At 68.7% G+C, this 24,124-nt stretch carries 23 protein-coding genes and 1 tRNA gene; 15 read left to right on the top strand and 9 right to left on the bottom strand.

Annotation, left to right across the window (positions count from 1 at the left end):
• Window positions 1-182 precede the first annotated feature (182 nt).
• Window positions 183-656: a MarR family transcriptional regulator gene (locus AB0K00_RS02200; protein WP_363515007.1), complete on the bottom strand. Its 474-nt coding sequence runs from the start codon at window positions 654-656 to the stop codon at window positions 183-185.
• A gap of 108 nt (window positions 657-764) precedes the next feature.
• On the opposite strand from AB0K00_RS02200, the gene AB0K00_RS02195 reads away from it, so the two are divergent.
• Window positions 765-1,340: a YceI family protein gene (locus AB0K00_RS02195; protein ID WP_363513876.1), complete on the top strand. Its 576-nt coding sequence runs from the start codon at window positions 765-767 to the stop codon at window positions 1,338-1,340.
• A 222-nt stretch (window positions 1,341-1,562) separates the two neighbouring features.
• Window positions 1,563-3,038 (top strand): glutamate--cysteine ligase, encoded by a 1,476-nt coding sequence (locus tag AB0K00_RS02190; RefSeq protein WP_363513873.1) that lies wholly within the window; start codon window positions 1,563-1,565, stop codon window positions 3,036-3,038.
• 461 nt (window positions 3,039-3,499) lie between these two features.
• Here the strand turns inward: AB0K00_RS02190 and AB0K00_RS02185 are convergent, their stop codons facing one another.
• Window positions 3,500-5,023, bottom strand: coding sequence for a hypothetical protein (locus AB0K00_RS02185; RefSeq protein ID WP_363513870.1), 1,524 nt, complete (start codon window positions 5,021-5,023; stop codon window positions 3,500-3,502).
• Window positions 5,024-5,303: 280 nt separating this feature from the next.
• On the opposite strand from AB0K00_RS02185, the gene AB0K00_RS02180 reads away from it, so the two are divergent.
• Window positions 5,304-5,984 carry a PASTA domain-containing protein gene (locus AB0K00_RS02180; protein ID WP_363513867.1) on the top strand — a complete coding sequence of 227 codons (681 nt, stop codon included), beginning with the start codon at window positions 5,304-5,306 and terminating at the stop codon, window positions 5,982-5,984.
• 138 nt (window positions 5,985-6,122) lie between these two features.
• Here the strand turns inward: AB0K00_RS02180 and AB0K00_RS02175 are convergent, their stop codons facing one another.
• A complete protein-coding gene (locus AB0K00_RS02175; protein WP_363513864.1) occupies window positions 6,123-6,380 on the bottom strand; it encodes a hypothetical protein in 258 nt (85 codons plus the stop codon).
• Between the two features lie 350 nt (window positions 6,381-6,730).
• Between AB0K00_RS02175 and AB0K00_RS02170 the strand changes: the two genes are divergently transcribed.
• From AB0K00_RS02170 to AB0K00_RS02150, 5 genes are all read left to right on the top strand, one after another.
• On the top strand, window positions 6,731-7,579 hold the full coding sequence (locus AB0K00_RS02170; RefSeq protein ID WP_363513861.1) for a helix-turn-helix transcriptional regulator: 849 nt from the start codon (window positions 6,731-6,733) through the stop codon (window positions 7,577-7,579).
• Window positions 7,579-7,806, top strand: coding sequence for a DUF397 domain-containing protein (locus AB0K00_RS02165; RefSeq protein WP_363513858.1), 228 nt, complete (start codon window positions 7,579-7,581; stop codon window positions 7,804-7,806). The genes AB0K00_RS02170 and AB0K00_RS02165 overlap by 1 nt, the downstream gene beginning before the upstream one ends.
• A gap of 150 nt (window positions 7,807-7,956) precedes the next feature.
• Window positions 7,957-8,445 (top strand): hypothetical protein, encoded by a 489-nt coding sequence (locus tag AB0K00_RS02160; RefSeq protein ID WP_327007188.1) that lies wholly within the window; start codon window positions 7,957-7,959, stop codon window positions 8,443-8,445.
• Window positions 8,446-8,590: 145 nt separating this feature from the next.
• On the top strand, window positions 8,591-9,559 hold the full coding sequence (gene add / locus AB0K00_RS02155; RefSeq protein WP_363513854.1) for an adenosine deaminase: 969 nt from the start codon (window positions 8,591-8,593) through the stop codon (window positions 9,557-9,559).
• 122 nt (window positions 9,560-9,681) lie between these two features.
• On the top strand, window positions 9,682-9,978 hold the full coding sequence (locus AB0K00_RS02150; protein ID WP_363513851.1) for a hypothetical protein: 297 nt from the start codon (window positions 9,682-9,684) through the stop codon (window positions 9,976-9,978).
• 110 nt (window positions 9,979-10,088) lie between these two features.
• Here the strand turns inward: AB0K00_RS02150 and AB0K00_RS02145 are convergent, their stop codons facing one another.
• The 3 genes from AB0K00_RS02145 to AB0K00_RS02135 all read right to left on the bottom strand — a co-directional run bounded on the left by AB0K00_RS02145 (window position 10,089) and on the right by AB0K00_RS02135 (window position 12,302).
• On the bottom strand, window positions 10,089-10,895 hold the full coding sequence (locus tag AB0K00_RS02145; protein ID WP_363515004.1) for a WecB/TagA/CpsF family glycosyltransferase: 807 nt from the start codon (window positions 10,893-10,895) through the stop codon (window positions 10,089-10,091).
• 2 nt (window positions 10,896-10,897) lie between these two features.
• Window positions 10,898-11,971 (bottom strand): NAD-dependent epimerase/dehydratase family protein, encoded by a 1,074-nt coding sequence (locus AB0K00_RS02140; protein ID WP_363513848.1) that lies wholly within the window; start codon window positions 11,969-11,971, stop codon window positions 10,898-10,900.
• Between the two features lie 248 nt (window positions 11,972-12,219).
• Window positions 12,220-12,302: transfer RNA gene (locus AB0K00_RS02135), tRNA-Leu, on the bottom strand.
• Between the two features lie 159 nt (window positions 12,303-12,461).
• Between AB0K00_RS02135 and AB0K00_RS02130 the strand changes: the two genes are divergently transcribed.
• The 7 genes from AB0K00_RS02130 to pknB all read left to right on the top strand — a co-directional run bounded on the left by AB0K00_RS02130 (window position 12,462) and on the right by pknB (window position 21,803).
• Window positions 12,462-13,238, top strand: coding sequence for a DUF3662 and FHA domain-containing protein (locus AB0K00_RS02130; protein ID WP_033359881.1), 777 nt, complete (start codon window positions 12,462-12,464; stop codon window positions 13,236-13,238).
• Between the two features lie 89 nt (window positions 13,239-13,327).
• Window positions 13,328-13,807 carry an FHA domain-containing protein gene (locus AB0K00_RS02125; RefSeq protein WP_033359880.1) on the top strand — a complete coding sequence of 160 codons (480 nt, stop codon included), beginning with the start codon at window positions 13,328-13,330 and terminating at the stop codon, window positions 13,805-13,807.
• Window positions 13,804-15,219, top strand: a complete 1,416-nt coding sequence (locus AB0K00_RS02120; RefSeq protein WP_363513843.1) for a protein phosphatase 2C domain-containing protein — start codon at window positions 13,804-13,806, stop codon at window positions 15,217-15,219. The genes AB0K00_RS02125 and AB0K00_RS02120 overlap by 4 nt, the downstream gene beginning before the upstream one ends.
• Before the next feature lie 75 nt (window positions 15,220-15,294).
• Entirely contained in the window at window positions 15,295-16,764 is a 1,470-nt protein-coding gene (locus tag AB0K00_RS02115; RefSeq protein WP_363513841.1) for an FtsW/RodA/SpoVE family cell cycle protein, read from the top strand.
• Window positions 16,761-18,278, top strand: coding sequence for a penicillin-binding transpeptidase domain-containing protein (locus AB0K00_RS02110; RefSeq protein WP_363513838.1), 1,518 nt, complete (start codon window positions 16,761-16,763; stop codon window positions 18,276-18,278). Before AB0K00_RS02115 ends, AB0K00_RS02110 begins: the two co-directional genes overlap by 4 nt.
• A 13-nt stretch (window positions 18,279-18,291) precedes the next feature.
• Window positions 18,292-20,013, top strand: coding sequence for a serine/threonine-protein kinase (locus AB0K00_RS02105; RefSeq protein WP_363513835.1), 1,722 nt, complete (start codon window positions 18,292-18,294; stop codon window positions 20,011-20,013).
• 65 nt (window positions 20,014-20,078) lie between these two features.
• The gene (pknB, locus tag AB0K00_RS02100) at window positions 20,079-21,803 is read left to right on the top strand and encodes a Stk1 family PASTA domain-containing Ser/Thr kinase (RefSeq protein WP_363515001.1); all 1,725 of its coding nucleotides are present in this window, start codon (window positions 20,079-20,081) and stop codon (window positions 21,801-21,803) included.
• Between the two features lie 134 nt (window positions 21,804-21,937).
• Here the strand turns inward: pknB and AB0K00_RS02095 are convergent, their stop codons facing one another.
• From AB0K00_RS02095 to AB0K00_RS02085, 3 genes are read right to left on the bottom strand one after another with little or no spacing between them, the layout of a single operon-like run.
• Window positions 21,938-22,582, bottom strand: coding sequence for an aminodeoxychorismate/anthranilate synthase component II (locus AB0K00_RS02095; RefSeq protein ID WP_363513832.1), 645 nt, complete (start codon window positions 22,580-22,582; stop codon window positions 21,938-21,940).
• Window positions 22,583-22,591: 9 nt separating this feature from the next.
• Window positions 22,592-22,852 carry a hypothetical protein gene (locus tag AB0K00_RS02090; RefSeq protein ID WP_363514998.1) on the bottom strand — a complete coding sequence of 87 codons (261 nt, stop codon included), beginning with the start codon at window positions 22,850-22,852 and terminating at the stop codon, window positions 22,592-22,594.
• Window positions 22,853-22,910: 58 nt separating this feature from the next.
• A complete protein-coding gene (locus AB0K00_RS02085) occupies window positions 22,911-23,657 on the bottom strand; it encodes a class E sortase (protein ID WP_363513829.1) in 747 nt (248 codons plus the stop codon).
• Window positions 23,658-24,124: the final 467 nt, after the last annotated feature.

The raw sequence follows: 24,124 nt of genomic DNA, 5'->3' as shown, positions 1-24,124 counted from the left end.
CTTCCCACCTGCTTCGTCCGTGCCGGTCCCCACGGGGCGGTGCCTCCCCCGGGGGCGGACACTAACGAAGCTGTTCGTCCGGAATGCGGCTTTCCAGGCTATTTACCACCGGGAACCGATAGAAGCTGCCGGTCATCCTGCCGGTCGCGGGCCGGGTTTCAGGACGCGGTGACCGGGCGGCGTCAGGCCGCGGCGGCCGTGGCGGCGCCGGAGGTCGCGCCGGGACGGACCGCGTCACGGATTGTGCGAAAGCTGCACAGGAGCGCTTCCAGGGCCTCCGGGGACAGCCGGCCGGTGAACCACTCCTCGATCAGGGCGAGGTGATCCGGGAGGACCTCGTGCATCTTGGCCACGCCGGCGGGCGTCACCACGGTGAACGAGCCGCGCCGGTCCGTCGGGCAGGCGCGGCGGGTGGCCAGGCCGTCGCGCTCGAGGCGGTCGACGACCCGGGTCACGCCGCTGGTCGACAGCCCGGTCTGTGCGGCGAGGTCGGTCATTCGCAGCTCGCCGCCGGGCGAGCGGGACAGCCTGACCAGCACCTCGAAGTCGACGTTGCCGAGTCCGTGCTCAGCCAACTGGACGTTGAGACGCGCGGTCACACCGGTGAAGGCCTCGACGAACAGGCCCATGGCGGTGATTCGCGGATCTTCCAGCATCTCGTCGGTCACAGTGGCAGTCTAACAGAAGAGCTTGACAAACGAGAGTCTGCTGAGCGTATATTTGCTCCAGCAAACATCTCCGCCACAGCTTATCTGGAGGGCATCATGACCGCACCGGTCAACACCCGCGAGTTCAACGGCGTCACCATCCCCACGCCCGGCAAGTTCGATCTCGACCCGGCCCACACGCGGGTCGGTTTCGTGGCCAAGCACCTCATGGTGAGCAAGGTCCGCGGCGGCTTCACCAAGGCCACCGGCAGCATCGTCATCGCCGAGGACCCGCTGCAGTCGCACGTCGAGGTCGACATCGACGCCGCCAGCATCGACACCGGCGTGGTCGACCGTGACGGCCACCTGAAGAGCCCCGACTTCCTGCACGTGGAGCAGTGGCCGTCGCTGACCTTCAAGAGCACCCGCGTGGTCGGCTTCTCCGGCGGCGAGTTCAAGCTCGTCGGCGACCTGACGATCCGCGACGTCACCCGCGAGGTCGAGCTCGACGTCGAGTTCGAGGGTCATGCCAAGAGCCCCTGGGGCCAGGAGGTCATCGGGTTCAGCGCGACCACCGAGATTGACCGCGAGGAGTTCGGCATCACCTGGAACCAGGCGCTCGAGACCGGCGGCGTCCTCGTCGGCAAGAAGATCAAGATCGAGATCGGCGCCGAGGGTGTGCGCCAGGCCTGAGTCGGCATCGGCCGATCGCGCCAACTGTAAGACCAGAGTCTGGGCCGATTGTGGCTTATGCCGGAGTTTGACCATCGTGCAGAGGGTGGGCGAAATCTCCCACCCTCTGCAAGGTTTTGCTCACCCTAGGCTGAGGTTGCGCCCTTTTTGTCCCTAGCGGTACACCCCGACCACTCCTAACGTGGAGGGTCCACGGGGTCGGCCGGGGATTTGGGGAACGCAATGGGGCAAGACGTCATACGAGGAGCATTCTCGCGTGAGGACCGTGCCCGATATCGGTATAAAGTCCGTAGATGTCTTGATGTCTTTGCCCTAATGCTCAACGACTTCCGGTTCGATTCGGACCGGCCGATGACTGGGCTCGAGATCGAGCTCAACCTCATCGATCCCGACGCGCAGCCGGCCATGCGCAACGCCGAGGTGCTCGCCGACCTGGCGGACCCGTCGTTCCAGACCGAGCTCGGCCAGTTCAACCTCGAGATCAACGTCGCGCCCCGCGTCATCGAGGGCGACGGCCTGGACGTCTATGAGCGCGAGGTCCTCGCCAGCCTCGTCCACGCCGACGAGCGGGCCCGCAAGTCCGACGCCCAGCTGGTGCTCATCGGCATACTGCCGACGCTGCGCCAGGAGCACACGGTGCTGGCCAACCTGTCCAACAACCCGCGTTACCAGCTGCTCAACGAGCAGATCATCAACGCGCGTGGTGAGGACATTGCCCTGGACATCCGCGGCCAGGAGCGGCTGGAGGCGGAGTCCGACTCGATCGCCGCCGAGTCCGCGTGCACCAGCATCCAGTTCCACCTGCAGGTCGCACCCGAAGACTTCGCGATGCACTGGAACGCATCCCAGGCGATCGCCGGCGTCCAGGTCGCGGTCGGTGCGAACTCGCCGTACCTGTTCGGCAAGCGGCTCTGGGCGGAGACCCGCATCGCCCTGTTCGAGCAGGCCACCGACACCCGGCCGGAGGAGCTCAAGGCCCAGGGCGTCCGGCCACGGGTATGGTTCGGCGAGCGCTGGATCACCTCGATCTTCGACCTGTTCGAGGAGAACGTCCGCTACTTCCCGCCGCTGCTGCCCATCACCGACGACGAGGATCCGGTCGCGGTTCTAGAGGCCGGCGGCGTCCCACACCTCGGTGAGCTGCGGCTGCACAACGGCACGATCTACCGGTGGAACCGCCCGGTCTACGACATCATGAACGGCCGGCCGCACCTGCGCGTCGAGAACCGGGTCCTGCCCGCCGGCCCGACCGTCGTCGACCAGGTCGCCAACGCCGCGTTCTACTTCGGCCTGGTCGGCGAGCTCGTGCAGCAGGACCGTCCGATCTGGACGCAGATGACGTTCTCCGCAGCGGAGGAAAATTTCCACACCGCCGCCCGCGAAGGACTCGACGCCCGACTGTGGTGGCCAGACCACGGCGAGGTGCAAGTTGCAGATTTGGTACTGGACGAGCTACTGCCTTTAGCGTCCGCGGGCCTCGACCGCTTCGGTGTGCACCCGGGGACCCGCGACCGGCTCTTAGGCGTGATCGAGGGCCGCTGCCGCACCGGCCGCAACGGCGCGGCCTGGCAGACCGCAACGGTCAACGACCTGCAGTCCAGGCACCACCTCGACCGCCGCTCAGCACTGCGGGAGATGCTGCAGCGCTACAGCGTCGGCCTGCACGCCAACGAGCCCGTCCACACCTGGCCGATCTGATCCAGCTCACCCGGACTCCAGCTCACCCGGGCTCCGGTTTGCTCGGGCTCCAGCCCACTCGGGCTCCAGCCCACTCGGGCCGGTCGGCCCGGCCGCCGCCTTCGCGGGGTGCTCGCTGCTCGCCGGAACGCCTGCTCGCCGGAACGCCCGCTGCCGCTGGCCGCAGCCCGGCCGCTGGCGCGGGATGATCGCTATTCGCCGTTCCACCTGCGTCCGCCGGCCGTGGCCTGGCCCGCCGTCGCGGTGTGTCGGCTACTAACCAGAGCGCCCGAGGCCGCAGGGGTCTGGGCTGCCCGCCGGCCGCCGTCGCAGGGTATTCGCTATTCGCCGTTCCGTCCGCGTCCCCGCCACGACCTCGGCCGGGAACGGGCTTGGCCGGCTCGGTCGAGCTCTCCGTTGCGGCGTCCCCGCCCCCGCTGGGCCAGCCGGGCCGCGGTCCGGCCGCCGTCGCAGGGTGTTCGCTATTCGCCGTTCCGGCCGCGGCCTCGGCCACGACCTCGGCCCGGAGCGGGCTTGGCGGGCTCGGTCGAGCTCTCCGTCGCGGTGTCCGTCGGCCAGAGCGGCTCGACCGACCCGCGGGCGGCGGGCGACGCCGCGGGCTGCGCATCGGCATCATCGTCGGTGACGGTGTCCTCCGCATACGCGCGGTTCGCCGACTCCGACGTGTAGGTCCGGCCCGACGACTCACTGCCGCCATACGCACGGGCCGGCGCATACGCGTCGGACTCCAGGTCCTTGGCCGAGTCCAGATCGGCGCTCTTGCTACTGACGCTCGCCTTGCCCGCACTGACACTCGCCTTGCCGGCGGAGGCGGGCGCCGCCTTGCTGGTAGCGGCCGATGCCTTGCTGGTGGAGGCGGATGCTTTGCCAGTGGTCACGGGGGGCTTGCTGCCCGCGCCGATCGTGACCGGCTCGGGGGAGCGGTCCGGTGCGGCGGCCCACGGGTCGTCGCCGTCCGGCTGCTCGCCCGTCTCGGTGCGGCGGCGGGCCTCGGCGGCGTCCGCGTCGGCGAGTGCCTGCGTCCAGTCGGCGATGTCGGACGCGGCCCGCGCATCCCGGTCCGCCGCGGCGGCCTTGCGGGCCGCCCGGGCCTGCGCGCGGGAGCCGCGCGGGCCGATCGCCGACACGATAACCGAGCCGGCGAGACCGGCGAGCACGGCATACGGGGCGATGACGAACGCCGATAGCTGCTGATCCCGCTCGCTCACGGCGGGCGCGGCGAGGAAGTATGCGAGGGCGACGAGCAGCGGGCCGGCCGCGCCCGAGACCGCCACGCCGACCCGGTTGTCGCCGCGCCGGCCGGCGGGCCAGGCCGCGAGTGCGCCGATGAGCAGCGCGACGGCGAGCATGAGCAGCGCCCCCGGCAGGTTGACCATGCCGCGGATCCAGGTCGCGTCGGTGAACTGCCAGGTGCCGAGCTGGGCGGCGGTGGCGAGGTTGCCGTCGGCGCGGACCACGTCGACGACCGCGACGACCGCGAGCAGCCACAGCCACGCCGACGAGGCGATGACGTTGGCGGCGATCGCCCGCGCGGCCAGGGCGCCGACCGCGATCAGCAGCCCGACGATGATCCCGGCGATCGCATAGCCACCGGCGGTGAAGTACGGCGCGACGTTGTCCGGTCGGGGCGTGCGGGACGGCACGGCGACCAGCGGCACGATGATCAGGGCGCCCACCGCCGCGGACAGTGCGATCACGATCCGCCAAGCGGCCGTCAACGCGTGCGCGCCCGGCGTGGAGGCATCACCCACGACCGGGGTGTCGGCCGGGCTGAGCCGGTCGGCGCACAGCGCGCCGATGACCGTCGAGGAGGCCGCAAGCCACGCCACCCAGGCCAGGCTGCTGACCCAGACGGTCGCGCTATTACCGGTCGGCTGCCAGGAGACGATCCCCAGGCCGTAGCCAAGACCGAGCTGCGCGGCACCCGCGCCCGCCGCGACACCGATCGCGGTGAATATTGAGGTTGCCCAGCTTCGTGCGGCCATGCCGCGCAGCGTACGCCCAGCCGTCCACCCGGGCGAGTCGATGTCAGAGGAACGTCAGGCGGTGCTGGCAGCGGTCGCGGAGGGTGGACCTGAGGTGGGCAACCTGTGCACAGGCACGCGACATGTCGGACAAGGTGGTGAACTGGGACCTATGCCTGACGAGCCGGACGACACCGCCCCGTTCGATCGACCAACACCCCCGAGGGGCGATTCCGACGCGACGAGGATCGGGCCGACCCACCCCGAGCCGGTCGATCCCTGGCCAGGTGATGACCACCCGGTGGATCCGGACGCGACCAGGATCGGCGGCGGCACCTCACCGCTGCGCCCCGACGACAGCGGCGCGACCCAGATCGGCGGTCCCCTCGGGCACGACGAGCCGCCCCGGTGGTCGGCCCGCGCCAATGTCCCCCGACCGGGTGACCCCGCGCTGCGCCAGCCGGCGCCGGAGGAATGGGTCGAGGAGGACCCATATCAGGGACGGTCCTGGTTCACCCCGGTGATCGTCGGGGTCGTCGCACTGGTTCTGGTCGCCGCGCTGAGCGTCGGGCTGTACCTGATCTATCAGGCGACCGCCGACGGCGACAACGCGCCGCCGGACCAGCTGCCAGGTGTGGAAACCAGCAGCAGCGCCGTGGTGCCGTCGCCGACGCGCGCGCCGACGACCGCGGCACCCACGTCGGCCGCCCCGTCTGAGACGACGGCGGCGCCGCCGGCCAGCGTCGCGATCCCGCCGCTGCGCGGCAACACGCTCGCCCAGGCGACGATCAAGCTGCAGCAGCTCGGCCTCGAGGTGAAGGTGGTCCGCCGCGCCGACGGTTCGGTGCAACCCGGCGAGGTCCTGGAGTCCGACCCGGGCCCGGGCACGATGGTCGCGACCGGAGAGACCGTCACGCTCTATGTCGCGACCGCGCCGACAGCCGCACCGTCGAAGAGTTCGGTGTCACCGTCGGCGGGTTGATCAGCTGTAGAGCGCGCCAGGGAATCCGGCTGGCTGGGACGGCGCCGCGGAGGTCGTCGCCGATGTACCCGTGAAGACGTGAGCTCGGTGAAAGCACGGATGACAGTACTTTCGGTCAGCTTTATATCAACCGAACGGCTAGGCGGGAACCGGCACGCGGCTGGCCGTCCGTTGGGTGACCTTGACGCATCCGGGCTGCAGCCCCTGCAGCTGGACGAAGATCGACCGGCGTTCGACCGCGTCGCCGGCGGCGTTGAGCTGGTATCCGTCCAGCCACGCCCATCCGTCGTAGGTCTGCCAGTCGTGCACCCGGATCACCCGGAACAGCATCGGCTGCACGAACTGCACGCTTGCGGCCTTGGTCACGCGCAGCACGTCACCGGTCTTCGGTAACACAGTTAAGACTCCCGTCATCCGTCGGCATGGGGAAGGTCGGCTACGGCAATGCCGTAACCGCCGATCGGCTCGATCGTTTGTCGCTGCGTCCGCGGTGGTGACTAGGTCGTCTCGATGGGCTCGAAGATGAACAGACCGTAACCGCCGCCACACCCACAGATTGCCTCAGGACAGTGATCATTGCAACTTGCATGGCGAAAATTCCATCCCACGTATGAGCGACCCGCTTCCAAGTGGCGGGGACTGCGGGAGATGGTGAAAATGTCGTGCCGGAGCCGGGTTGCGCAGCTTCATGATGTTGCGCTGATCTATACGTAACAGAATTACGTGGCCCGGCGGAGGTGCGACGCGTGGCAAGTCGACGAGGCAGCCCGACGCTGCGACGGAGACAGCTCGGCATGGAATTGCGCCGCCTCCGCGAGGCCGCGCACGTGACCATTGATCATGTCGCCGAGCGGTTGGAATGCTCCGGGTCCAAGATCTCCCGGATCGAAACCGGACAGACTGGTGTCACTCCGCGCGACGTACGGGACATGCTGGACATTTACAGCGTCGAGCCCGAATACGCCGAACAGCTGCTGAAGATCGCCAGGGAAGCGCGCCAGAAGGGTTGGTGGCAGCTCTACGGTGACGTGCTCACCGGTGCCTACGTCGGCCTCGAAGCGGCCGCCGACCACATCCGCTCCTACGAGGCGCTCGTCGTGCCCGGTCTGCTCCAGACCGAGGAGTACGCGCAGGCCATGATCCATGCGGCCCGCCCGGACATCAGCGTCACCGAGGTCGAAAAACGTGTGCGTGTCCGTATCGGCCGCCAGTCGTTGGTCACACAGGATGACCCGATTGATCTCTGGGTGGTGCTGGACGAGGCTGTGCTGCGCCGTCCGGTCGGCGGAAGAGCGGTTATGCGACGCCAGCTCGAGCACCTGAGCGAGGCGGCCGGGTGGCCGAATGTGACCCTCCAGGTCCTGCCCTTCTCCGCCGGTGCACATGCCGGGATGGACGGGACATTCACGATGTTGCTGTACGACGAGTCCGCCGGGCAAAACTTCGTGTTCGCCTCGAACGCGGCTGGCGGTCTCTTTCTCGAGAAGGACGACGAGCTTCAGCGCTACGGATTCATCTTTGACTACTTGCGCGCCAACGCACTCCGTCCGGACGAGTCAGACTCAATGATCGTGAAGCTGACAAAGGAGCTGTAGTGGAAATCGAGGCCAAGGGCTTCAGCGTGAATCTCGAGAGTGCCGGCTGGCGCAAGAGCACCCGCAGCGGTCCGTACTCGGACAACTGCGTCGAGGTCGCGTTCGTCGGCGGAGCTGTGGCGCTCCGGGACTCGAAGGACAAGGCCGGGGCGGTTCTCCTGTTCACCCCGGAGGAGTGGCTGGCCTTCGTCGGCGGGACCAAGGACGGGGAGTTCGATCTCTCGTAAGTGAAACGCCAGGCTTGGAATCGACCGGCCCGGCCCGCGACGGTGGTATCGCCGTTGCGGACCGGGCCGGTCATCGTTGTATTCGATGAGCGCTCAGGCACTTTCCACTGGAGACCCGAACACACCCGAGTCAGATAAGGCTTGTATCCGATGAACAATGGCCCCGACAACTTCGGCAACGGATCGTCGAAGACCGACGACCGTTTCTCCGGGCAGCTCGGAAGCTACCGCCCGGGCGGGCGCCGGGACGTCATCGGCGACGGGCCGATCGATGACCTGTCGCCGCGCAACGGCTCGCCGCTGGACCGTCCTTCCTCGCCGCTGGACCGCGCGTCCCTGCCGCTGGACAACTCCCCGATCGCCGCGTCGCTGACGCCGCCGAAGCTGCCCGAGTCGTCGCTGGTGGCTGACCTCGGTCCGCTGACCGAGCCGATGTTCGGCCGGTCCAACGTGCTGCAGGACTCCTGGCTGGACGGCCCCAGCGGCTCGATGGCCGACCACCCGCTGCTGCGGGGGCTGCTGCTGGAACTGCCGCCCAAGGGCACGATGCCGCAGCAGGAATGGCTGGACCGCTGGTTCGAGGCGGCCCGCTCGATCCTGGAGCTCATCTACTCGCAGGAGGCGCGCGGGCTGAAGTAGGCCCGTGAGCGCGCACCAGCTCGCCTGTCGACAGGTCGAATCCCATGCCGTAGAAACGCAGGGAGACTCGACCTGGGGAGGTCGGACGGGCTCCGGTGCGCGCGTGCGTGGCTGTGCGCGCCGGGCCCGTCGCTATTTTGAACGGATGAGCTTCCCGAAGATCGAGCTGCATGTGCACCTCGAGGGGGCGATCCCTCCCGCGACGCTTCTGGAGATCGCCCGCCGCAACGACCTGCCGCTGCCGGTCGACACCGTCGAAGGCATGCAGGGACTGTACGAGTTCACCGACTTCAAGAAGTTCGTCGAGGTCTGGATCCTCACCACGAACTGCCTGCGCACCGCGGCCGACTTCCGGCAGATCGTGGTCGACTACGCCGGCGTGGCGGCGTCGCACGGTGCGGTATATCTGGAGGCGATCTTCTCCCCCGGCGAGCGGGCACAACGCGGCGTCGCGTGGGAAGAGCTGTACGAGGGCTACACCGACGGCATCGCCGAGGCATGGGAGCGGCACGGGCTGATCGTCCGGCTGACCCCGGACCTCTACCGCGGCATGCCGGTGGAGCTGGCCGAGGACGTCGCACGGTGGAGTGTCCGCTACGCCGACCGGGGCATCGTCGGCCTCGGCCTGGGCGGCAACGAGCAGGCAAGCCCCGCCGTGATCTACGCGAAGGCGTTCGACCTGGCTCGCGACGGCGGCCTGGCCATCGTCCCGCACGCCGGCGAGTCGGCCGGCGCCGAGTCGGTGCGCGAGATCCTGACCCTCGCACCCGACCGGCTGCGCCATGGCATCCGTGCCGTCGAGGATGCCGGTGTACTGGCGGAAATCGTCGATCGTGGCCTGGTCCTTGACGTGTGCCCGACCTCGAACGTGCGGACCCGGTCGGTGCCGTCCCTGGCAGAACACCCGCTCCCTGCCCTGGTCGCGGCCGGTGTGCCCTGCACGGTCAACACCGACGACCCAGCGATGTTCAACACAGATCTGGCTCAAGAGCACCGGGTCGCTGCCGATCTCGGTCTTGGTGCGCGAGCGGCCTACCAGGCCGGCGTTGCGGGCGCGGCCTGCGACGACGTCACCCGGGCACTGCTGACAAGCAAGATCAGTGATATCGGCTGAATGTCCGATTGGCTGGCTACGTTCGGCCTAGGTCGGTGTCGCAAAGTTGATGGTCGATCTTGAAATGTCCGCTTAGCTTTGGGCAGGTTCCTGGTGGTAACGGGGAGGCAAGGGTGAGTGACGTGTCCGATCTGATGTTCGCAATGATGAGTGGCGGCGGCCTCCTGGCCCTCAGCATCGGCGCGTTTGGCGTCCTTGACGCCTACCACAAACGGGGAATCGGCGAGAAGCGTGTCGACTGGCTGATCGCGCTGTACGCGTTCGGCGTCGTCATGAACATCGTCGCCTACGTGATGCTCGACCGCTGGTACATCGCGGCGCCGCTGGCGCTCATGCTGGTGCCGGCCGAGCGCGCGCTGGAGAAGCGCGGCACCTTCAAGCGCCGGACCGTCAAGGTCGACGCGATCACCGGTCGCTGAGCACCAACCGCTGAAGCCGGCTCCCCGAACGGGGGCCGGCTTCAGGCTACGAACGGTGTGAGCGGCTGGGGTTCCGTGGGGGGTGCGACGCTGCGCGCCGCACCAGGGCGCTACACCGCGAACGTGGTGAGCGGCTCGGTCGCCGGCGGCGGCGGGGTCGCCCGCCACAGGTGCGCCTTCTGCGCGCCGAGCCGGGCCAGGTAGGCCGGGTTGAGCAGCACGTAGCGGCGCCAGAGCCGCTTGGGCTCCAGCCCGAGCCGCCAGAGCCACTCCAGGGCGTATTTCTGCATCCACGCGGGCGGGTTCTTCAACCCGCCGGCGTGATAGTCGAACGCGGCACCCACGGCCAGCATCGGCGCGTCCACGAGGTGGCGCATGCCGTAGACGAAGACCTCCTGGCGGGGGCAGCCCAGGCCGACCATGACCACACGCGCCCCGGACTCCTTGATCCGCGCGGCGATCTCCTCGGGCTCGCCCGGCTGCGCCGGACGGAACTTCGACGCCTCCATGCCGGCGATCTTCAGCGCCGGGAACCGCTCGTGCAGCTTGCGCACCAGCAGCTCGAGCGTCTGCTCGGTCGAGCCGTACAGGTACACCGGCAGGCCCTGCTCGGCGCTGGCCCGCAGGACCCGCAGCGTGAGCTCAGGCCCGTAGACCCGGTCGGCGAGCCGGGCCCGGTGCAGCAGGTTGAGCGCCCAGCGCACCGGCTGCCCGTCGGGTGTGACCAGGTCGAACGCGTTGAGCCGGGCACCGTGCGCCTTGTCCTGCACGCCGGTCATGACACCGTGCACCGCGAGCGCGGTCACCGCGAGCGACCGGCCGTCCCGGGCGGCGCTCATGACCTTGTCGACGGCGCTGTCATAGTCGACGGCGCTGACCTGCACGCCGAGGACGTTCTGCTTGCCCTGGTCGATCACGGTCAGGCTTCCGGGGTCCACTTGTCGACATTGGCCTCGTAGATCTCCTGACAGATCATCGGCACGTCGTAGACCTGCTTCCAGTCCGGGTAGTCCAGCTGGAAACGCTCGTTGGACCCGATCCACCACTGGTGATCGCCGACCCGGTTGGCCTCGTGATACTCGGTGACCATCTCGTTGCCGGTGATCCGCTGGGCGAGCGAGAACACCTCCAGGTGCGAGGTGTTGGAGTGCCGCCCACCGCCGAGGTTGTAGACCGCGGCGCTGCGCGGCGCCCGGAAGAACGCCTCGAACGCGGCGACCACGTCGTGCGAGTGGATCGCGTCGCGCACCATCTTGCCCTTGTACCCGAAGATCTTGTACGTCCGCCGCTCCATCGCGCAGCGCATTACATACCCCAGGAAGCCGTGCAGCTCGGTCGCCGAGTGCGCCGGCCCGGTCAGCGTCCCGCCGCGGAAGCACGCGGTCTTCATGTCGAAATAGCGCCCGTACTCCTGGACCATCACGTCCGCGGCGACCTTGGAGGCCCCGAAGACGGAGTGGAGGCACGCGTCGATCGACATGTCCTCCTTGATCCCGTTCTCATACGGATGGCCCGCCTCGATCTCCCACCGCGTCTCCTGCTCGACCAGCGGCAGGCTGTTGGGCCGGTCGCCATAGACCTTGTTGGTCGAACAGTGGATGAACGGCGCCTCGATGCAGTGCTCCCGCACGTTCTGCAGCATGTTGAGCGTGCCACCCGCGTTCACGTCGAAGTCCGTGAACGGGTCCCGCACCGCCCAGTCATGGCTGGGCTGCGCCGCCGTGTGCACGACCAGCGCCACATCCTTGCCATACCGCCGGAAGATCCCCGCCAGCGCGTCCCGGTCCCGGATGTCCACGTCATGGTGCGTGTAGGCATCCCCGAGGTCACTCGCCAGCCTGACAACGTTCCACGCGGTCGACGCCTCAGCCCCGAAGAACTGCTTCCGCATGTCGTTGTCGATGCCCACGACATCCAGCCCCAACGAGGCAAAATGCCGGACGGCCTCAGACCCGATCAACCCGGCAGACCCGGTGACGATGACGACGCTCACGAGAAGAACTCCTTGCGGCTCCAGCAGGTCCGGCCGAGCATACCCCGCACCCCAGAGTCGCCTTTTTGACGCAGTACCAACGCGAAAGGACAAGCGAGCGACAAGCCGACGAGAGCAACCACCGACGCGGTTGAGGGGGTGTGGGTGGAGCAAAGCTCCCCCACTGGGGAGCGAGGCGCAGCCTCGCGCGAGGAATGACGAGACGAAAAGTGAGCGCACTCCGCGAACAGAGTGCGCTCATCGTCTTGTGGGGAAGGGGGGAGTTGAACCCCCACGCCCTTTCGGGCACACGGACCTGAACCGTGCGCGTCTGCCATTCCGCCACTTCCCCTTGACGACCGGCGAACCAATCGTCTGGCAGTGCTCAGAGTAGCGTGTCCCAACTCGGCGTTTTGACCGGGTAGGGACTAGGCTGCCCTGGGCGCCACGGAAGAGTAGCACGGGCTGACCGGTCAGCTTGCAACAGGGCGTGCGACGTCCGGATACCATCATGACCTCGGAACCCGAGGAGGAACCGGTGAGTGTGCTGCAGCGCTTCGAGAAGCGCCTAGAGGGCCTGGTCGAGGGGGCCTTCGCAAAGGTCTTCAAGGGGGTCGTCCACCCCGTGGAGATCCTCAACGCCATGCAACGGGAGGCGGAAGCCCACAAGGCGATCTTGGCTGGCGGGCGCACGCTCGTGCCGAATCGCTATGTGATCGACCTTTCGCCCTATGACCACAGTAGGTTGGCGCCGTATGCCGCCGCGCTCGCCCAGGAGCTCGCCCAGTCACAGGCGGAGTTCATCGGCGAGCAGGGGTGGACGGTCTATGGCGACGTCATCGTCGAGATCGAGCGGGGTGACGGCCTCGACACCGGGATGTTCCGGGTCACTGCCGAGGTCTACACGGGTGGCGAGGTGGCACCGCAGGCCGCGCCCGACCCGTATGGCGGATACAACCAGGGTGGTGGCTACGGGCCAGGCGCCGGCGGCCCTGGTGGGCCCGCCCGCAACGTACGACTGGTGTCCGGCGACGGGCGCAGCTACCCTCTGTCGATCGGCTCGACCGTGATCGGCCGGGGCGACCAGGCCAACATGCGGCTGCCAGATGTCGGCATCTCGCGGCGTCACGCGCGACTCGACTTTGACGGTGCGCAGGTGGTGCTCACCGATCTCGGCTCGACGAACGGCACGATGGTCAACGGTCAACGCGTCTCCGCGGTCGCGTTGAATCCGGGTGACATGATCCAGCTCGGCACGACCACGCTCACATACCGCGTGGATGGCTGAAGTTACTGCACCACGTGGTCGACGTTAGGCGGATCTGGATGAGTGCACCTGCTCGACCGGGCCTTCACCAGGCCCCTGATAGGTCGTAGATGGAATTTGTCATTACGGTCGCCCGTTACGGGTTGCTCGTGCTGCTGTGGATCTTCGTGTTCACGGTGGTGGGAGTGATCCGGCGCGACCTGTTCGCGGGCTCACGGTCGAGCCGGATCGTCGCCGCACCCCGGGGGGTTGGTGCGGCGACGGCTCCTGGCCGTCCGGCGAAGGTGAAGCGTGGCAAGACCGCGCATCAGCTCTTCGTCACCGCCGGTTCGCTGGCGGGCACTCGGATCACGCTCGGCGAGGCGCCGATCACGATCGGTCGCGCCGAGGATTCGACGCTGGTGATCACCGATGACTACGCCTCGGCGAAGCACGCCCGCCTCGTGCCCCGCGCCGGCCAGTGGTATCTCGAGGATCTCGGCTCCACCAACGGCACCTACCTCGACAAGACCAAGGTCGGTGCCCCTACCCCCGTCCCCCTCGGCGTGCCGATTCGCATCGGCCGCACTTCTCTCGAGTTACGGCCATGACCCTCACCTTGCGCTATGCGGCCCGTAGTGACCGCGGTCTGATTCGGAGTGGCAACCAGGACTCCGTTTACGCCGGACCGCGGCTGCTTGCCGTGGCAGACGGCATGGGCGGCATGGCCGCCGGTGACGTCGCCAGCAACATTGTCATCGCCACCATGGCGCCACTCGACGAAGATGTGCCCGGCAACGCCATGATCGACACGCTTCGCGGCGCCGTCGACCTGGCCAACCAGCAGATCCGGGACGCGGTCGAGGAAAACCCCGCCATGGAAGGCATGGGCACCACCCTCACCGCCATGCTGTTCTCCGGCAGCAAGATGGGCATGGTCCACATCGGTGACTCCCGCGCGTACATCACGCGCGACGGCGAGTTCGCCCAGGTGACCAAGGACGACACCTACGTCCAGATGCTCGTCGACGAGGGCCGGATCAGCCTGGAAGAGGCCAACAGTCATCCCCAGCGTTCCCTGTTGACGCGGGCCCTCGACGGCCGCGACGCCGACCCCGAGTATTCGGTGCGCCAGGTCAAGACGGGGGACCGCTACCTGCTCTGCAGCGACGGGCTCTCCGGCGTGGTCAGTGCCGAGACCATCGAGTCGACGCTGCGGGAGTATGCCGACCCCAACCAGTGCGCCGGCCGGCTCATCGAGCTCGCGTTGCGCGGTGGCGGCCCCGACAACATCACCGTGATCGTCGCCGACGTCACCGACGAGGACATCGTCGAGGAGCGGCCGATCGTCGGGGGTGCGGCCGCACAGGACCGCGGCATGGCCACGTCCGCCGACCAGTCGATGTCTTCGGCCCGGGGTGCCGCGCTCGCCGCGCCGCGCCCGCCGGTGCCGGAGCCCGAGGAAGAGGCACGGGCCCGCGCCGCGGCGAACGCCCGCGACGAGGCCGCCCGGCCGAAGCGCCATCCGGTGCGCACCGTGCTGCTGCTCGTCGTGCTGCTCGGCGTGCTCGGCGGTGGCCTCTGGTACGGGTGGAGCGTCACCCAGTCGCGCTACTACGTGGGCGCCACCGACGACGGCACCATCGCGATCTTCAAGGGGGTCCCCGGCAAGATCGCGTGGATCGACCTGTCGGAGGTGTACGAGCCGAGCACGCTCAAGCTCGACGATCTCACCCCGGCCGCGCAGAGCACCGTCAAGCAGGGCATCGAGGCCGACAGCCTGGACGAGGCCAAGGACAAGCTCGCCGCGCTGATCGACCCCGACAACCCGTCGCGGAAGCCGGCCTGCCCGACCGGCGGCCCGACGCCGACGCCGATTTTGAGCTCGACCGGTGCGGCTGCGCCCGGCACGACGCCCACTGGCGCTGTGGTTGGCTCCGGCGCACCGACGTCGCCGGCGGCGAGCACCGAGGCACCACCGACAATGGTGTCCGAGACCCCGACCCCGACCGCCGGTTGCTGACCTGACGATGATCCTGACCGCGAGGCCAAGAGGAATTCTGCTGTGACCGCAACAGCCATCCCTTCCCCGTCACCCATGGACCAGGGTGACGGGGCGGGCGCGCCGCGGCCCCGCACCCGACGCAACGTCGAGCTGGGACTGCTGCTGTTCGTCGCCGCGATCCTGGTGGTCTACGCGGCGGTCGTCGAGGGCAACGCGGTCGGTGAGGTCACCCCCGACTTCTGGGTGCAGACCGCGATCCTTGCCGTCATCTTCGCGGTCGCGCACGTCGCGATCCGCTTCCTGGCCCCGTATGCCGACCCGGTGATCCTTCCGGCGGTCGCGCTGATCAACGGCATCGGCGTGGCATTCCTGCGGCGGCTGGACCTGGCTCGCGCGAAGGCGCCGCTGCGCGCCGACCTGAGCGTCTTCGGCGGCGACGGCTTCCGGCAGCTCGGCTGGACCGCGGCCGCCATCATCGGCGCGATCATCCTGATGCTGATCGTGCGGGATCACCGGTCGTTGTCGCGCTACGCGTACACGCTGGGGCTCGCCGGCATCGTGCTGGTGCTCATCCCGGCGGTCCTGCCGGCCCGCTTCTCCTCGATCAACGGCGCCAAGCTGTGGATCAAGTTCCCCGGGTTCTCGATCCAGCCCGGTGAGTTCGCCAAGATCTGCCTGCTCGTCTTCTTCGCCTACTACCTGGTGCGCAAGCGCGAGGTGCTGTCGATGGCGAGCAAGCGGTTCCTCGGCGTCGACTTCCCCCGCGGCCGCGACCTGGGCCCGGTCGTGCTCGTCTGGCTGCTGTCGCTGATGGTCCTCATCTTCGAGAAGGACCTCGGCACGTCGCTCATGTACTTCGGCATGTTCGTCGTGACGCTCTACATCGCGACCGTCCGGGTCAGCTGGCTGATCATCGGTCTCGGCTTCTTCCTCGGCGGCGCCTTCCTGGCCTACTTCCTCGGCAAGACCGTCGGCGGCCCGTTCCTCAACTTCTCCGAGCGCGCGACGACCTGGCTCGACCCCTTCGCCGACGCGGACAACAAGGGCTACCAGCTCGTCCAGTCGCTGCTCGGGCTGGGCACCGGCGGCCTGACCGGGGCCGGTCCGGGCGCCGGCCAGCCGAACAAGGTCCCCGAGGTCCGCACCGACTTCATCTTCTCCGGGCTGGGCGAGGAGATCGGGCTCTTCGGCCTGACTGCCCTGCTGGTGATCTACCTGCTGCTGGTTGAGCGGGGCCTGCGGGCCGCGATCAACGTGCGGGACTCCTTCGGCAAGCTGTTCGCCGGCGGCCTCGCGTTCACGCTGGGGTTGCAGGTGTTCGTCATTGTGGGTGGCATCAGCCAGCTCATCCCGCTGACCGGGCAGACCACGCCGTTCCTTTCGGCGGGCGGCTCGTCGCTGGTGGCCAACTGGCTGCTGATCGGTCTGCTGCTGCGCATCTCCGACGCGTCGCGACGTCCGGCCGGCGGTGCGCCGTCGATCGGGCTGGGCGGGGTGTCCACCGGTGGTGGTGGCGGCGCGCCGGTCCAGATCCAAGAGCTTCCCACGGAGGTCGTGCGATGAACGCCCCACTGCGCCGGGTCGGTGTCGTGGCGCTGGTGCTGTTCGCGATGCTGTTCGTCAACCTGAACTACCGCCAGGTGGTCAAGGCCGACGACTACCGGACCAACTCGCACAACGGACGGGTCCAGGCCAGCGAATACGAGCGCGCTCGCGGCAAGATCATCAACGCGCAGGGCATCGCGCTCGCCGACGCCCAGGAGACCGGCGACACGCTGAAGTTCCTGCGCACCTATCCGCTCAAGGACAAGTACGCGCACGTGGTCGGCTTCAAGCCGGTCAACCTCGGTGCGACGAGCCTCGAGAAGCTCAACAACGACTTCCTGGTCGGCACCTCCGACAAGCAGGCCGCCGACCGGATCGCCGGGCTGTTCACGGGCAAGGAGGTGGCCGGCGGCAACGTGCTGCTGACGCTGTCGCAGGCCGCGCAGGACACCGCGTACACGCAGCTGGGCACCAACAAGGTCAAGGCGAAGAGCGGCGCGGTCGTGGCCCTCAACCCCGAGACCGGTGCGGTGCTCGCCGAGGTGTCGCTGCCGAGCTACGACCCCAACCTGCTGAGCACCCACGACATCAACGCGGCCAGCGCCAACTACAAGAAGTTGGACGCCGACCCGACCAAGCCGATGCTCAACCGCGCGGTGCAGGAGATCTACCCGCCCGGTTCTACCTTCAAGGTCATCACGTCGGCGGCGGCGCTGTCCGCGGACTCGTCGCTGACGCCCGACTCGACGGTGCAGGGTGGCGAGTTCTACCAGCCGCCGCAGACCTCGTCGTTCCGCATCAAGAACGCCCACGAAGGCATCTGCCCCGAGCAGATCACGCTGAAGCAGGCGCTGACCGTGTCGTGCAACACGGTCTTCGCCCGCATGGGCGTGGAGCGGATCGGCGCGGAGAGGCTCAAGTCGATGGCCCAGGCGTTCGGCTTCGAGGCCGAGCCGCGCTTCATCGAGGACCAGGACAAGAACTACTGCAACGTCGCGCCCAGCCACACCGGGCCCATGACCGCCGACAACGGCGTCGTCGACCCGCCGGCCGTTGCTCAGTCGAGCATCGGACAGCGGGAAGTGAAGATGTCTCCGCTGCAAGGCGCCATGATTGCGGCGACGGTGGCCAACGGTGGACGCGAGATGCGGCCCTACATTGTTGACCGTCTGCAGAACGCCGACCTGTCCAACGCCGACCGGACCGACCCCCAGGAGCTGCGCCGCCCGATCACCGGCAACGTGGCGAGCTCGCTGCAGCAGATGATGTTCAGTGTCGTCACGTCCCGTGACGGCACCGGCCGCAGCGCTGCCGTCTCGGGCTTGCAGGTGGGTGGTAAGACCGGAACGGCGGAGGACGGCGACGACGTGGGCGACCACGGCTGGTTCATCGGCTTCGCACTGAAGGACGGCAAGCCGATCGTCTCGGTCGCGGTCTTCCTCGAAAACGCTGGCAAGGGTGGCAGCGCGGAGGCGGCTCGCATTGCCGGCCTGGTCATGAAGGCATACGCGGACGAAAAGGGCATCAAATAATGAGGTGCGCGACATGTTGAGCGCCGGCACCACGTTGGGTGGGCGCTATCGCCTGGACGAACGCATCGCGGGCGGTGGGATGGGTGACGTGTGGCGTGGCACCGACGAGGTGCTCGGCCGCACGGTCGCGATCAAGGTGCTGCTGCCCGCACTGCTGGAGGAGCCCGGCTTCGCCGAGCGCTTCCGTGGCGAGGCGCGCACGATGGCCACCATCAACCACCCCGGCGTGGTTGACATCTACGACTACGGCAGCGAAAACGGCACCGCCTTCCTGATCATGGAGTACGTGGAGGGCGACGCGCTCTCCCGCACCCTGTCGCGGGTCGGCCGGCTCACCCCGGCACGGGCCATGGCGCTGGTCGCCCAGGCCGCCGACGCGCTGCACGCCGCGCACGAGAAGGGCATCGTCCACCGTGACGTGAAGCCCGGCAACCTGCTCGTGCGGCCCAACGGCACGCTGGTGCTCACCGACTTCGGCATCGCCCGGTCGGCCGCCATCGCGCAGCTCACCGCCGCCGGCTCGGTGCTCGGCACCGCCTCCTACATCTCGCCGGAGCAGGCCTCCGGTGCGCAGGCCACGCCACTGTCCGACGTCTACGCCCTCGGCGTGGTCGCCTACCAGTGCCTGTCCGGCCAGCGGCCGTTCGAGGGCGACAACCCGCTGCAGATCGCGATGCGGCACGTCCGCGACATGCCCCCGCCGCTGCCCGCCGACATCCCGCCGGCGATCGTGCAGCTCGTCGAGCGCGCGATGGCCAAGGACCCGGCGGCTCGCTGGCCCAGCGCCGCCGCGCTCGCGCAGGCGGCCCGCAGGGTCTCCGGTGGCGGCACCTCGGCCAGCCCCGGCATCCCGATGGCGGCGCCGCTCGGCCCGCCCGGGTCGCCGGTCGGCATGCCGGGCTCGCCCGTCGCGTATTCGCCCGTCTCCGGCCCTCCGGTCTCCGGCGGCCCGATGTCCGGCATCCCGATGTCCGGATCGCCGGTCTCCGGTGGCGCACCCACGTCGCCGGGTGCCGGTGGCACGCGGATCATGCCCGGCGGTGCGGTCCCGCCGCCCCCGGGTGCGGCCGCCGGCGGGCACGCCGCCCGTGGTGCGGCCGGGGTACCGCCGCCGCCGAGCAACGAGACGGCCTACTTCCCCGGCGACGCCGGTGGCTATCAGCCGACGGGCGGCTACCAGTCGCCGCCAAACAAGCGGCAGGGCAATAACCGCGGCCTGCTGGTCGGCGTCGGCGCGGCCGCCGCGGTGCTGGTGCTGCTGCTCGGCATCGGCGGCATCTGGTATGCCATGAGCGACAACGACGAGAAGGACAACCCCACCGGCCAGGGCACCACGGCGCCGGCCACGCAGGCCCCGGCCAGCACGAAGCCGACCGGCAAGCTGGTCAAGGTGCCCTGCGGCGACGAATGGACGAAGGGCGCGCCGAAGCTGCGGACCCCGGTCGCGCAGCAGCTGAAGAAGGCGAAGCTCAACGTCAAGCAGGTCGCGCGGGACGACAAGAAGGGCATTCCCGGCATCGTGCTGGATGTCCAGCCGTGCGGCGACGTGCCCGAGGGCACCGACGTCACGCTGTTCTACCAGGCCGGCGCCGGGCAGCCGACCGCGGAGCCGACGGACGACGCTTCTGCGCCCCCGTCCCCGGCCACCGGCGGCGGTTCGTCGCCGCCCGCCGGCGGCGCCAAGCCGTCGTGCACACCGCCGGCGATCCTCGTCGGGAACCAGTGCGTGGGCTAGATCGGAATGGGTTCTCGTCGCAAGACGTGGCAAGGTAAGAGTCGATGACCGAAGGACGACACGACATGACCGCCCAGCCTCGCCTCCTCGGCGGCCGATACCAGGTCGGGGAGTTGCTTGGCTATGGCGGCATGGCCGAGGTCCATCGGGGCCGTGACCTGCGCCTGGGCCGCGATGTTGCGATCAAGACCCTGCGCACCGACCTGGCCCGCGACGCGACCTTCCAGCTGAGGTTCCGCCGGGAGGCACAGAACGCCGCCTCGCTCAACCATCCCGCGATCGTCGCCGTGTATGACACCGGCGACGAGCGTGGGCCGGCGGGCGAGGAACTCCCGTACATCGTCATGGAGTTCGTCAACGGCCGCACCCTCAAAGAGGTGCTCGCGGCCGAGGGGCGGCTCATGCCCAGGCGGGCATTGGAGATCACCGCCGACATCTGCGCGGCGCTGGAGTTCAGCCACCGGCACGGCATCATCCACCGGGACATCAAGCCCGGCAACGTGATGCTCACCCAGACCGGCCAGGTCAAGGTGATGGACTTCGGCATCGCGCGGGCACTGGCCAGCGGCGCCACCACGATGACGCAGACCTCCGCGGTCATCGGCACCGCCCAGTATCTGTCGCCGGAGCAGGCCCGCGGCGAGCCGGTCGACGCCCGCAGCGACGTCTATGCGTCCGGCTGTGTGCTCTTCGAGCTGCTCTGCGGCCATCCGCCGTTCGTCGGGGACAACCCGGTGTCGGTGGCCTATCAGCACGTCCGGGAAGACCCGCGGCCGCCGAGCAGCAGCAACCGCGACGTGACCCCCGAGATCGACGCGGTCGTGCTCAAGGCCCTGGCCAAGAACCCGCTCAACCGCTACCAGAGCGCCGGCGAGATGCGTGCCGACGTGATGCGCGCGGCGGCGGGCCGGCCGGTTTCGGCGCCGCCGGTCATGACCGAGGACGAAGTGGCGAGCATGATGGCGGCGCAGACCGCCTACCGGCCGCCGCCGGCCTCGCGCCAGCCCGCCCGCGCCGCGCAGCGGCAGAAGCGGAAGAACTCCACCGGCATCGCCGTCGCGCTCACGGTGCTGAGCCTGCTCGCGGTCGCCGCGCTGTCGATCGGGCTCTATCTGGCCAATCAGGACCCGACGGTCCCGGTGCCGGACCTGGTCGGCAAGAACGAGACCGAGGCCGCGGCGGCGCTGCGCCAGTCGAAGCTGGAGGGCGACCCGCGCACCGGCTCGAGCGAGAACTGCAAGGCCGGCACGGTCATCTCGCAGAACCCGCCGAAGGGCAACGAGGTCAAAGAGGGCACCCAGATCGACTACGACATCTGCGGCCAGCCCACGATGATCACCATCCCGACGCTGGTGCGGCAGACGAAGGACGTGGCCACCCAGCAGCTGCAGAACCTCAACCTGAAGGTCGTGTCGATCCCGAAGGACGGTCCGCAGCAGAAGGACGAGGTCATCGAGTCCGACCCGCCGGCCGGCACGCAGGTCAAGGCGAACTCGACGGTCACGCTCTACGTCTCGAAGTTCAACCAGGCGATCATGCCCGACGTTGCGAACAAGACGCTCGAGCAGGCGCAGGCGGCGCTCGAGGCGGCCGGCTTCACGTCCCCGCCGAAGACGACGGAGACGCAGGTGACCGATGCGAACAAGAACGGTCTGGTCATCAGCGCGTCACAGCCGAGCGGCAAGGCACTGATGAAGACCGACATCATCACCTTGCGCATCGGGGTGCTGGCGGGGACCAACCCGTCGAACTCGCCGAAGCCGAGCGTGACGGCGTCACCCAATAATTAGTCCTGGTTTGGGGTGATTCCCCACCAGTCACGGTGCGTACCCTGTGGATAACACGGCAGTTATCCACAGGGTTTTACACAGGCAAGTCCTCAAGTCACCCGCGTGGGGTGGCGGCAGAGCCGCCTGAGCCGTCGCTAGGCGAACGCCGCGACGCGGCGTGCCTCCACCTCGGCGACGAGCTCCGGAGCCCGGTCGAGGGCCGCGGGAAGGCCGCAGACCGCCAGCCAGTTCGCCAGCATCAGGTGCCCGCCCTGGGTCAGCACCGACTCAGGGTGGAACTGCACGCCCTCGATCGGCAGCTCACGGTGGCGCATCGCCATGATCACACCCGACTCGGTGCGACCCGTCACTTCGATCTCCGGCGGCAGCGTCGACTCGACCACCGCGAGCGAGTGGTACCGGGTCGCGATGAACGGGTCCGGCAGGCCGTTGAGGACGCCCTGGCCGTCGTGGCTGACGAGGGAGGTCTTCCCGTGCAGCAGCTCCGGCGCGCGGGTCACGGTGGCGCCGAACGCCGCGCCGAACGCCTGATGGCCGAGGCACACCCCGAAGATCGGCACCTGACCCGCGTACCGCTCGATGACGGACATGCAGATCCCGGCCCGTTCCGGCGTGCCCGGCCCGGGGGAGAGCAGGATCCCGGCGGGCCTCGCCGCGCCGACCTCGTCCACCGAGATCTCGTCGTTGCGGCGCACGTCGCAGTCGACGCCGAGCTGGCCCAGATACTGGACCAGGTTGAACACGAAGGAGTCGTAGTTGTCGATGACAAGGACGCGCAATCGGCTCACCTAGCTCGGTAGGACCTGGGGGGCGGACGGTGTCTTGGTGGGCAGTTTGGACGGCAGCTTCGACGGCAGCTTGGACGGCCCGGTCGATGTCGCGGTCGAGGGTGCGGTCGACGGCGCCGCGCTGGCCGGCTCCATCTGCCCGCCGGCCGGGTCGGTGGTCTCCACCTGCACGTCGTCGAACGGCAGGGCCGGCTCGACCGCGGGGAAGACCTTGTACCACAGCAGCGCGGCGAGGGCGCCGATCAGGATCACCGAGACCAGCGACTTGAGCTGCCACTGCTTGAACGGGATGTGCCGCCAGATCCATCCGTACACGCGGCTATCCCTTCAGCTCGGCGGGATCGCCTTCGGCGACCGGCTGTGTGCGGACCAGCTCGGCGTGCACGACCAGTCGCTGGTAGTTGTTGAACTTCGGATTGCACGTCGTCATCGTCAGCAGCGCCTTGGTGGGCGCCACCCCCGGTTTGTCCGGCACCGGCGCGACGACCTGCACCGCCGTCGGCAGCACGATCTCGTGGCCGGTCACGCGGTAGACGTACCAGGTCTCGGCGGTCTTGATCACCACTGGGTCGTTGGGCTTGAGCTGGTCGAGGTCCCACCAGATCGCCGGCGTGCGGTGCCCGGCCATCGAGAAGTTGCCGATCTGCCCCGGTAGCGCCGTGTCCGGATAGTGCCCGGGTGCGTAGCGGATGTCGGCGGGGGTCACGCCCTGCACCACGGCCCACTTCTTCTTCAGCCGCGGAATGTGTACGGAGGCCATCACCGCGCCGTTGGCGGGCTTCGCGACTGGGCTGGGCGTCCCGGACGGGGACACGGTGGGGTCCGAGCCCGGTTGCGCCCACTGCTGCTCCAGCTGGCGGTTGAGCTCGTCCTGGTGCGCCTCGACGATCGCCGACTTGCCCCACACCTCATAGCCGGCGAAGAGCAGCACGATGAGGCCGAACGTGATGAGCAGCTCGCCGGTGCCCCGGCTCACTGCCCGCACGACTGTGCCGAACGTCGTCCTCGTGTATTCGGAGTACACGCTGCGATAACCCTCCTGGGTGCGCACCGGCCGCAACGGCACGACCTTGACACCCTTTGGGATGTCAGGGTCCTGAGTCGCTTCCGGTTCATCCTGAGGGGTGGCATTCAGGGGTGTTTCCGGCATTGCCGGGATCTTCGGCAGCACTGTGGTCGCGTCGGCCTGCTCCGTGAAGCGCGGGATGTAGGCCGTGGTGTCCGCGGGGGTGCTGACGCTCTCCGCAGGGACGGAGCGGGTCTCGGAGGGGGTCTCGGAGGGGGTCTCGGAGGGGGTCTCGGAGCGAGCCTCGGAAGAGGTCTCCGAGTGGGTCTCCGCCGGAGCGGTGACCGGCTCCGCTAGGACGGTGCCAGTTTCCGCGGGCGGATGCTCGTCCCGGATGCGAGGAATGATCCGGGTCGCTATGTCGTCCTGATCCAGCGCGCGGTGACGAGGTCGGTGCGAATCATTGCTCATGCCGCCGCCTCCGGCGTCGGCCTGAGCCAATCTGAGCACATGATTCGCGGCTCCTC

It is taken from the genome of Dactylosporangium sp. NPDC049525, from assembly GCF_040676755.1.
Lineage (GTDB): Bacteria > Actinomycetota > Actinomycetes > Mycobacteriales > Micromonosporaceae > Dactylosporangium.
Note: the sequence above shows the minus strand (reverse complement) of the source record. Positions and strands in the feature narration are given on the sequence as shown.

Excerpts from the sequence above, each read along its gene's own strand:
- AB0K00_RS02200 (WP_363515007.1), bottom strand. The coding sequence starts at position 656 with ATGCTGGAAGATCCGCGAATCACCGCCATGGGCCTGTTCGTCGAGGCC.
- AB0K00_RS02195 (WP_363513876.1), top strand. The coding sequence starts at position 765 with ATGACCGCACCGGTCAACACCCGCGAGTTCAACGGCGTCACCATCCCC.
- AB0K00_RS02190 (WP_363513873.1), top strand. The coding sequence starts at position 1,563 with ATGGGGCAAGACGTCATACGAGGAGCATTCTCGCGTGAGGACCGTGCC.
- AB0K00_RS02185 (WP_363513870.1), bottom strand. The coding sequence starts at position 5,023 with ATGGCCGCACGAAGCTGGGCAACCTCAATATTCACCGCGATCGGTGTC.
- AB0K00_RS02160 (WP_327007188.1), top strand. The coding sequence starts at position 7,957 with ATGAACAATGGCCCCGACAACTTCGGCAACGGATCGTCGAAGACCGAC.
- add (WP_363513854.1), top strand. The coding sequence starts at position 8,591 with ATGAGCTTCCCGAAGATCGAGCTGCATGTGCACCTCGAGGGGGCGATC.
- AB0K00_RS02130 (WP_033359881.1), top strand. The coding sequence starts at position 12,462 with ATGACCTCGGAACCCGAGGAGGAACCGGTGAGTGTGCTGCAGCGCTTC.
- AB0K00_RS02125 (WP_033359880.1), top strand. The coding sequence starts at position 13,328 with ATGGAATTTGTCATTACGGTCGCCCGTTACGGGTTGCTCGTGCTGCTG.
- AB0K00_RS02120 (WP_363513843.1), top strand. The coding sequence starts at position 13,804 with ATGACCCTCACCTTGCGCTATGCGGCCCGTAGTGACCGCGGTCTGATT.
- AB0K00_RS02115 (WP_363513841.1), top strand. The coding sequence starts at position 15,295 with ATGGACCAGGGTGACGGGGCGGGCGCGCCGCGGCCCCGCACCCGACGC.
- AB0K00_RS02110 (WP_363513838.1), top strand. The coding sequence starts at position 16,761 with ATGAACGCCCCACTGCGCCGGGTCGGTGTCGTGGCGCTGGTGCTGTTC.
- AB0K00_RS02105 (WP_363513835.1), top strand. The coding sequence starts at position 18,292 with ATGTTGAGCGCCGGCACCACGTTGGGTGGGCGCTATCGCCTGGACGAA.
- pknB (WP_363515001.1), top strand. The coding sequence starts at position 20,079 with ATGACCGCCCAGCCTCGCCTCCTCGGCGGCCGATACCAGGTCGGGGAG.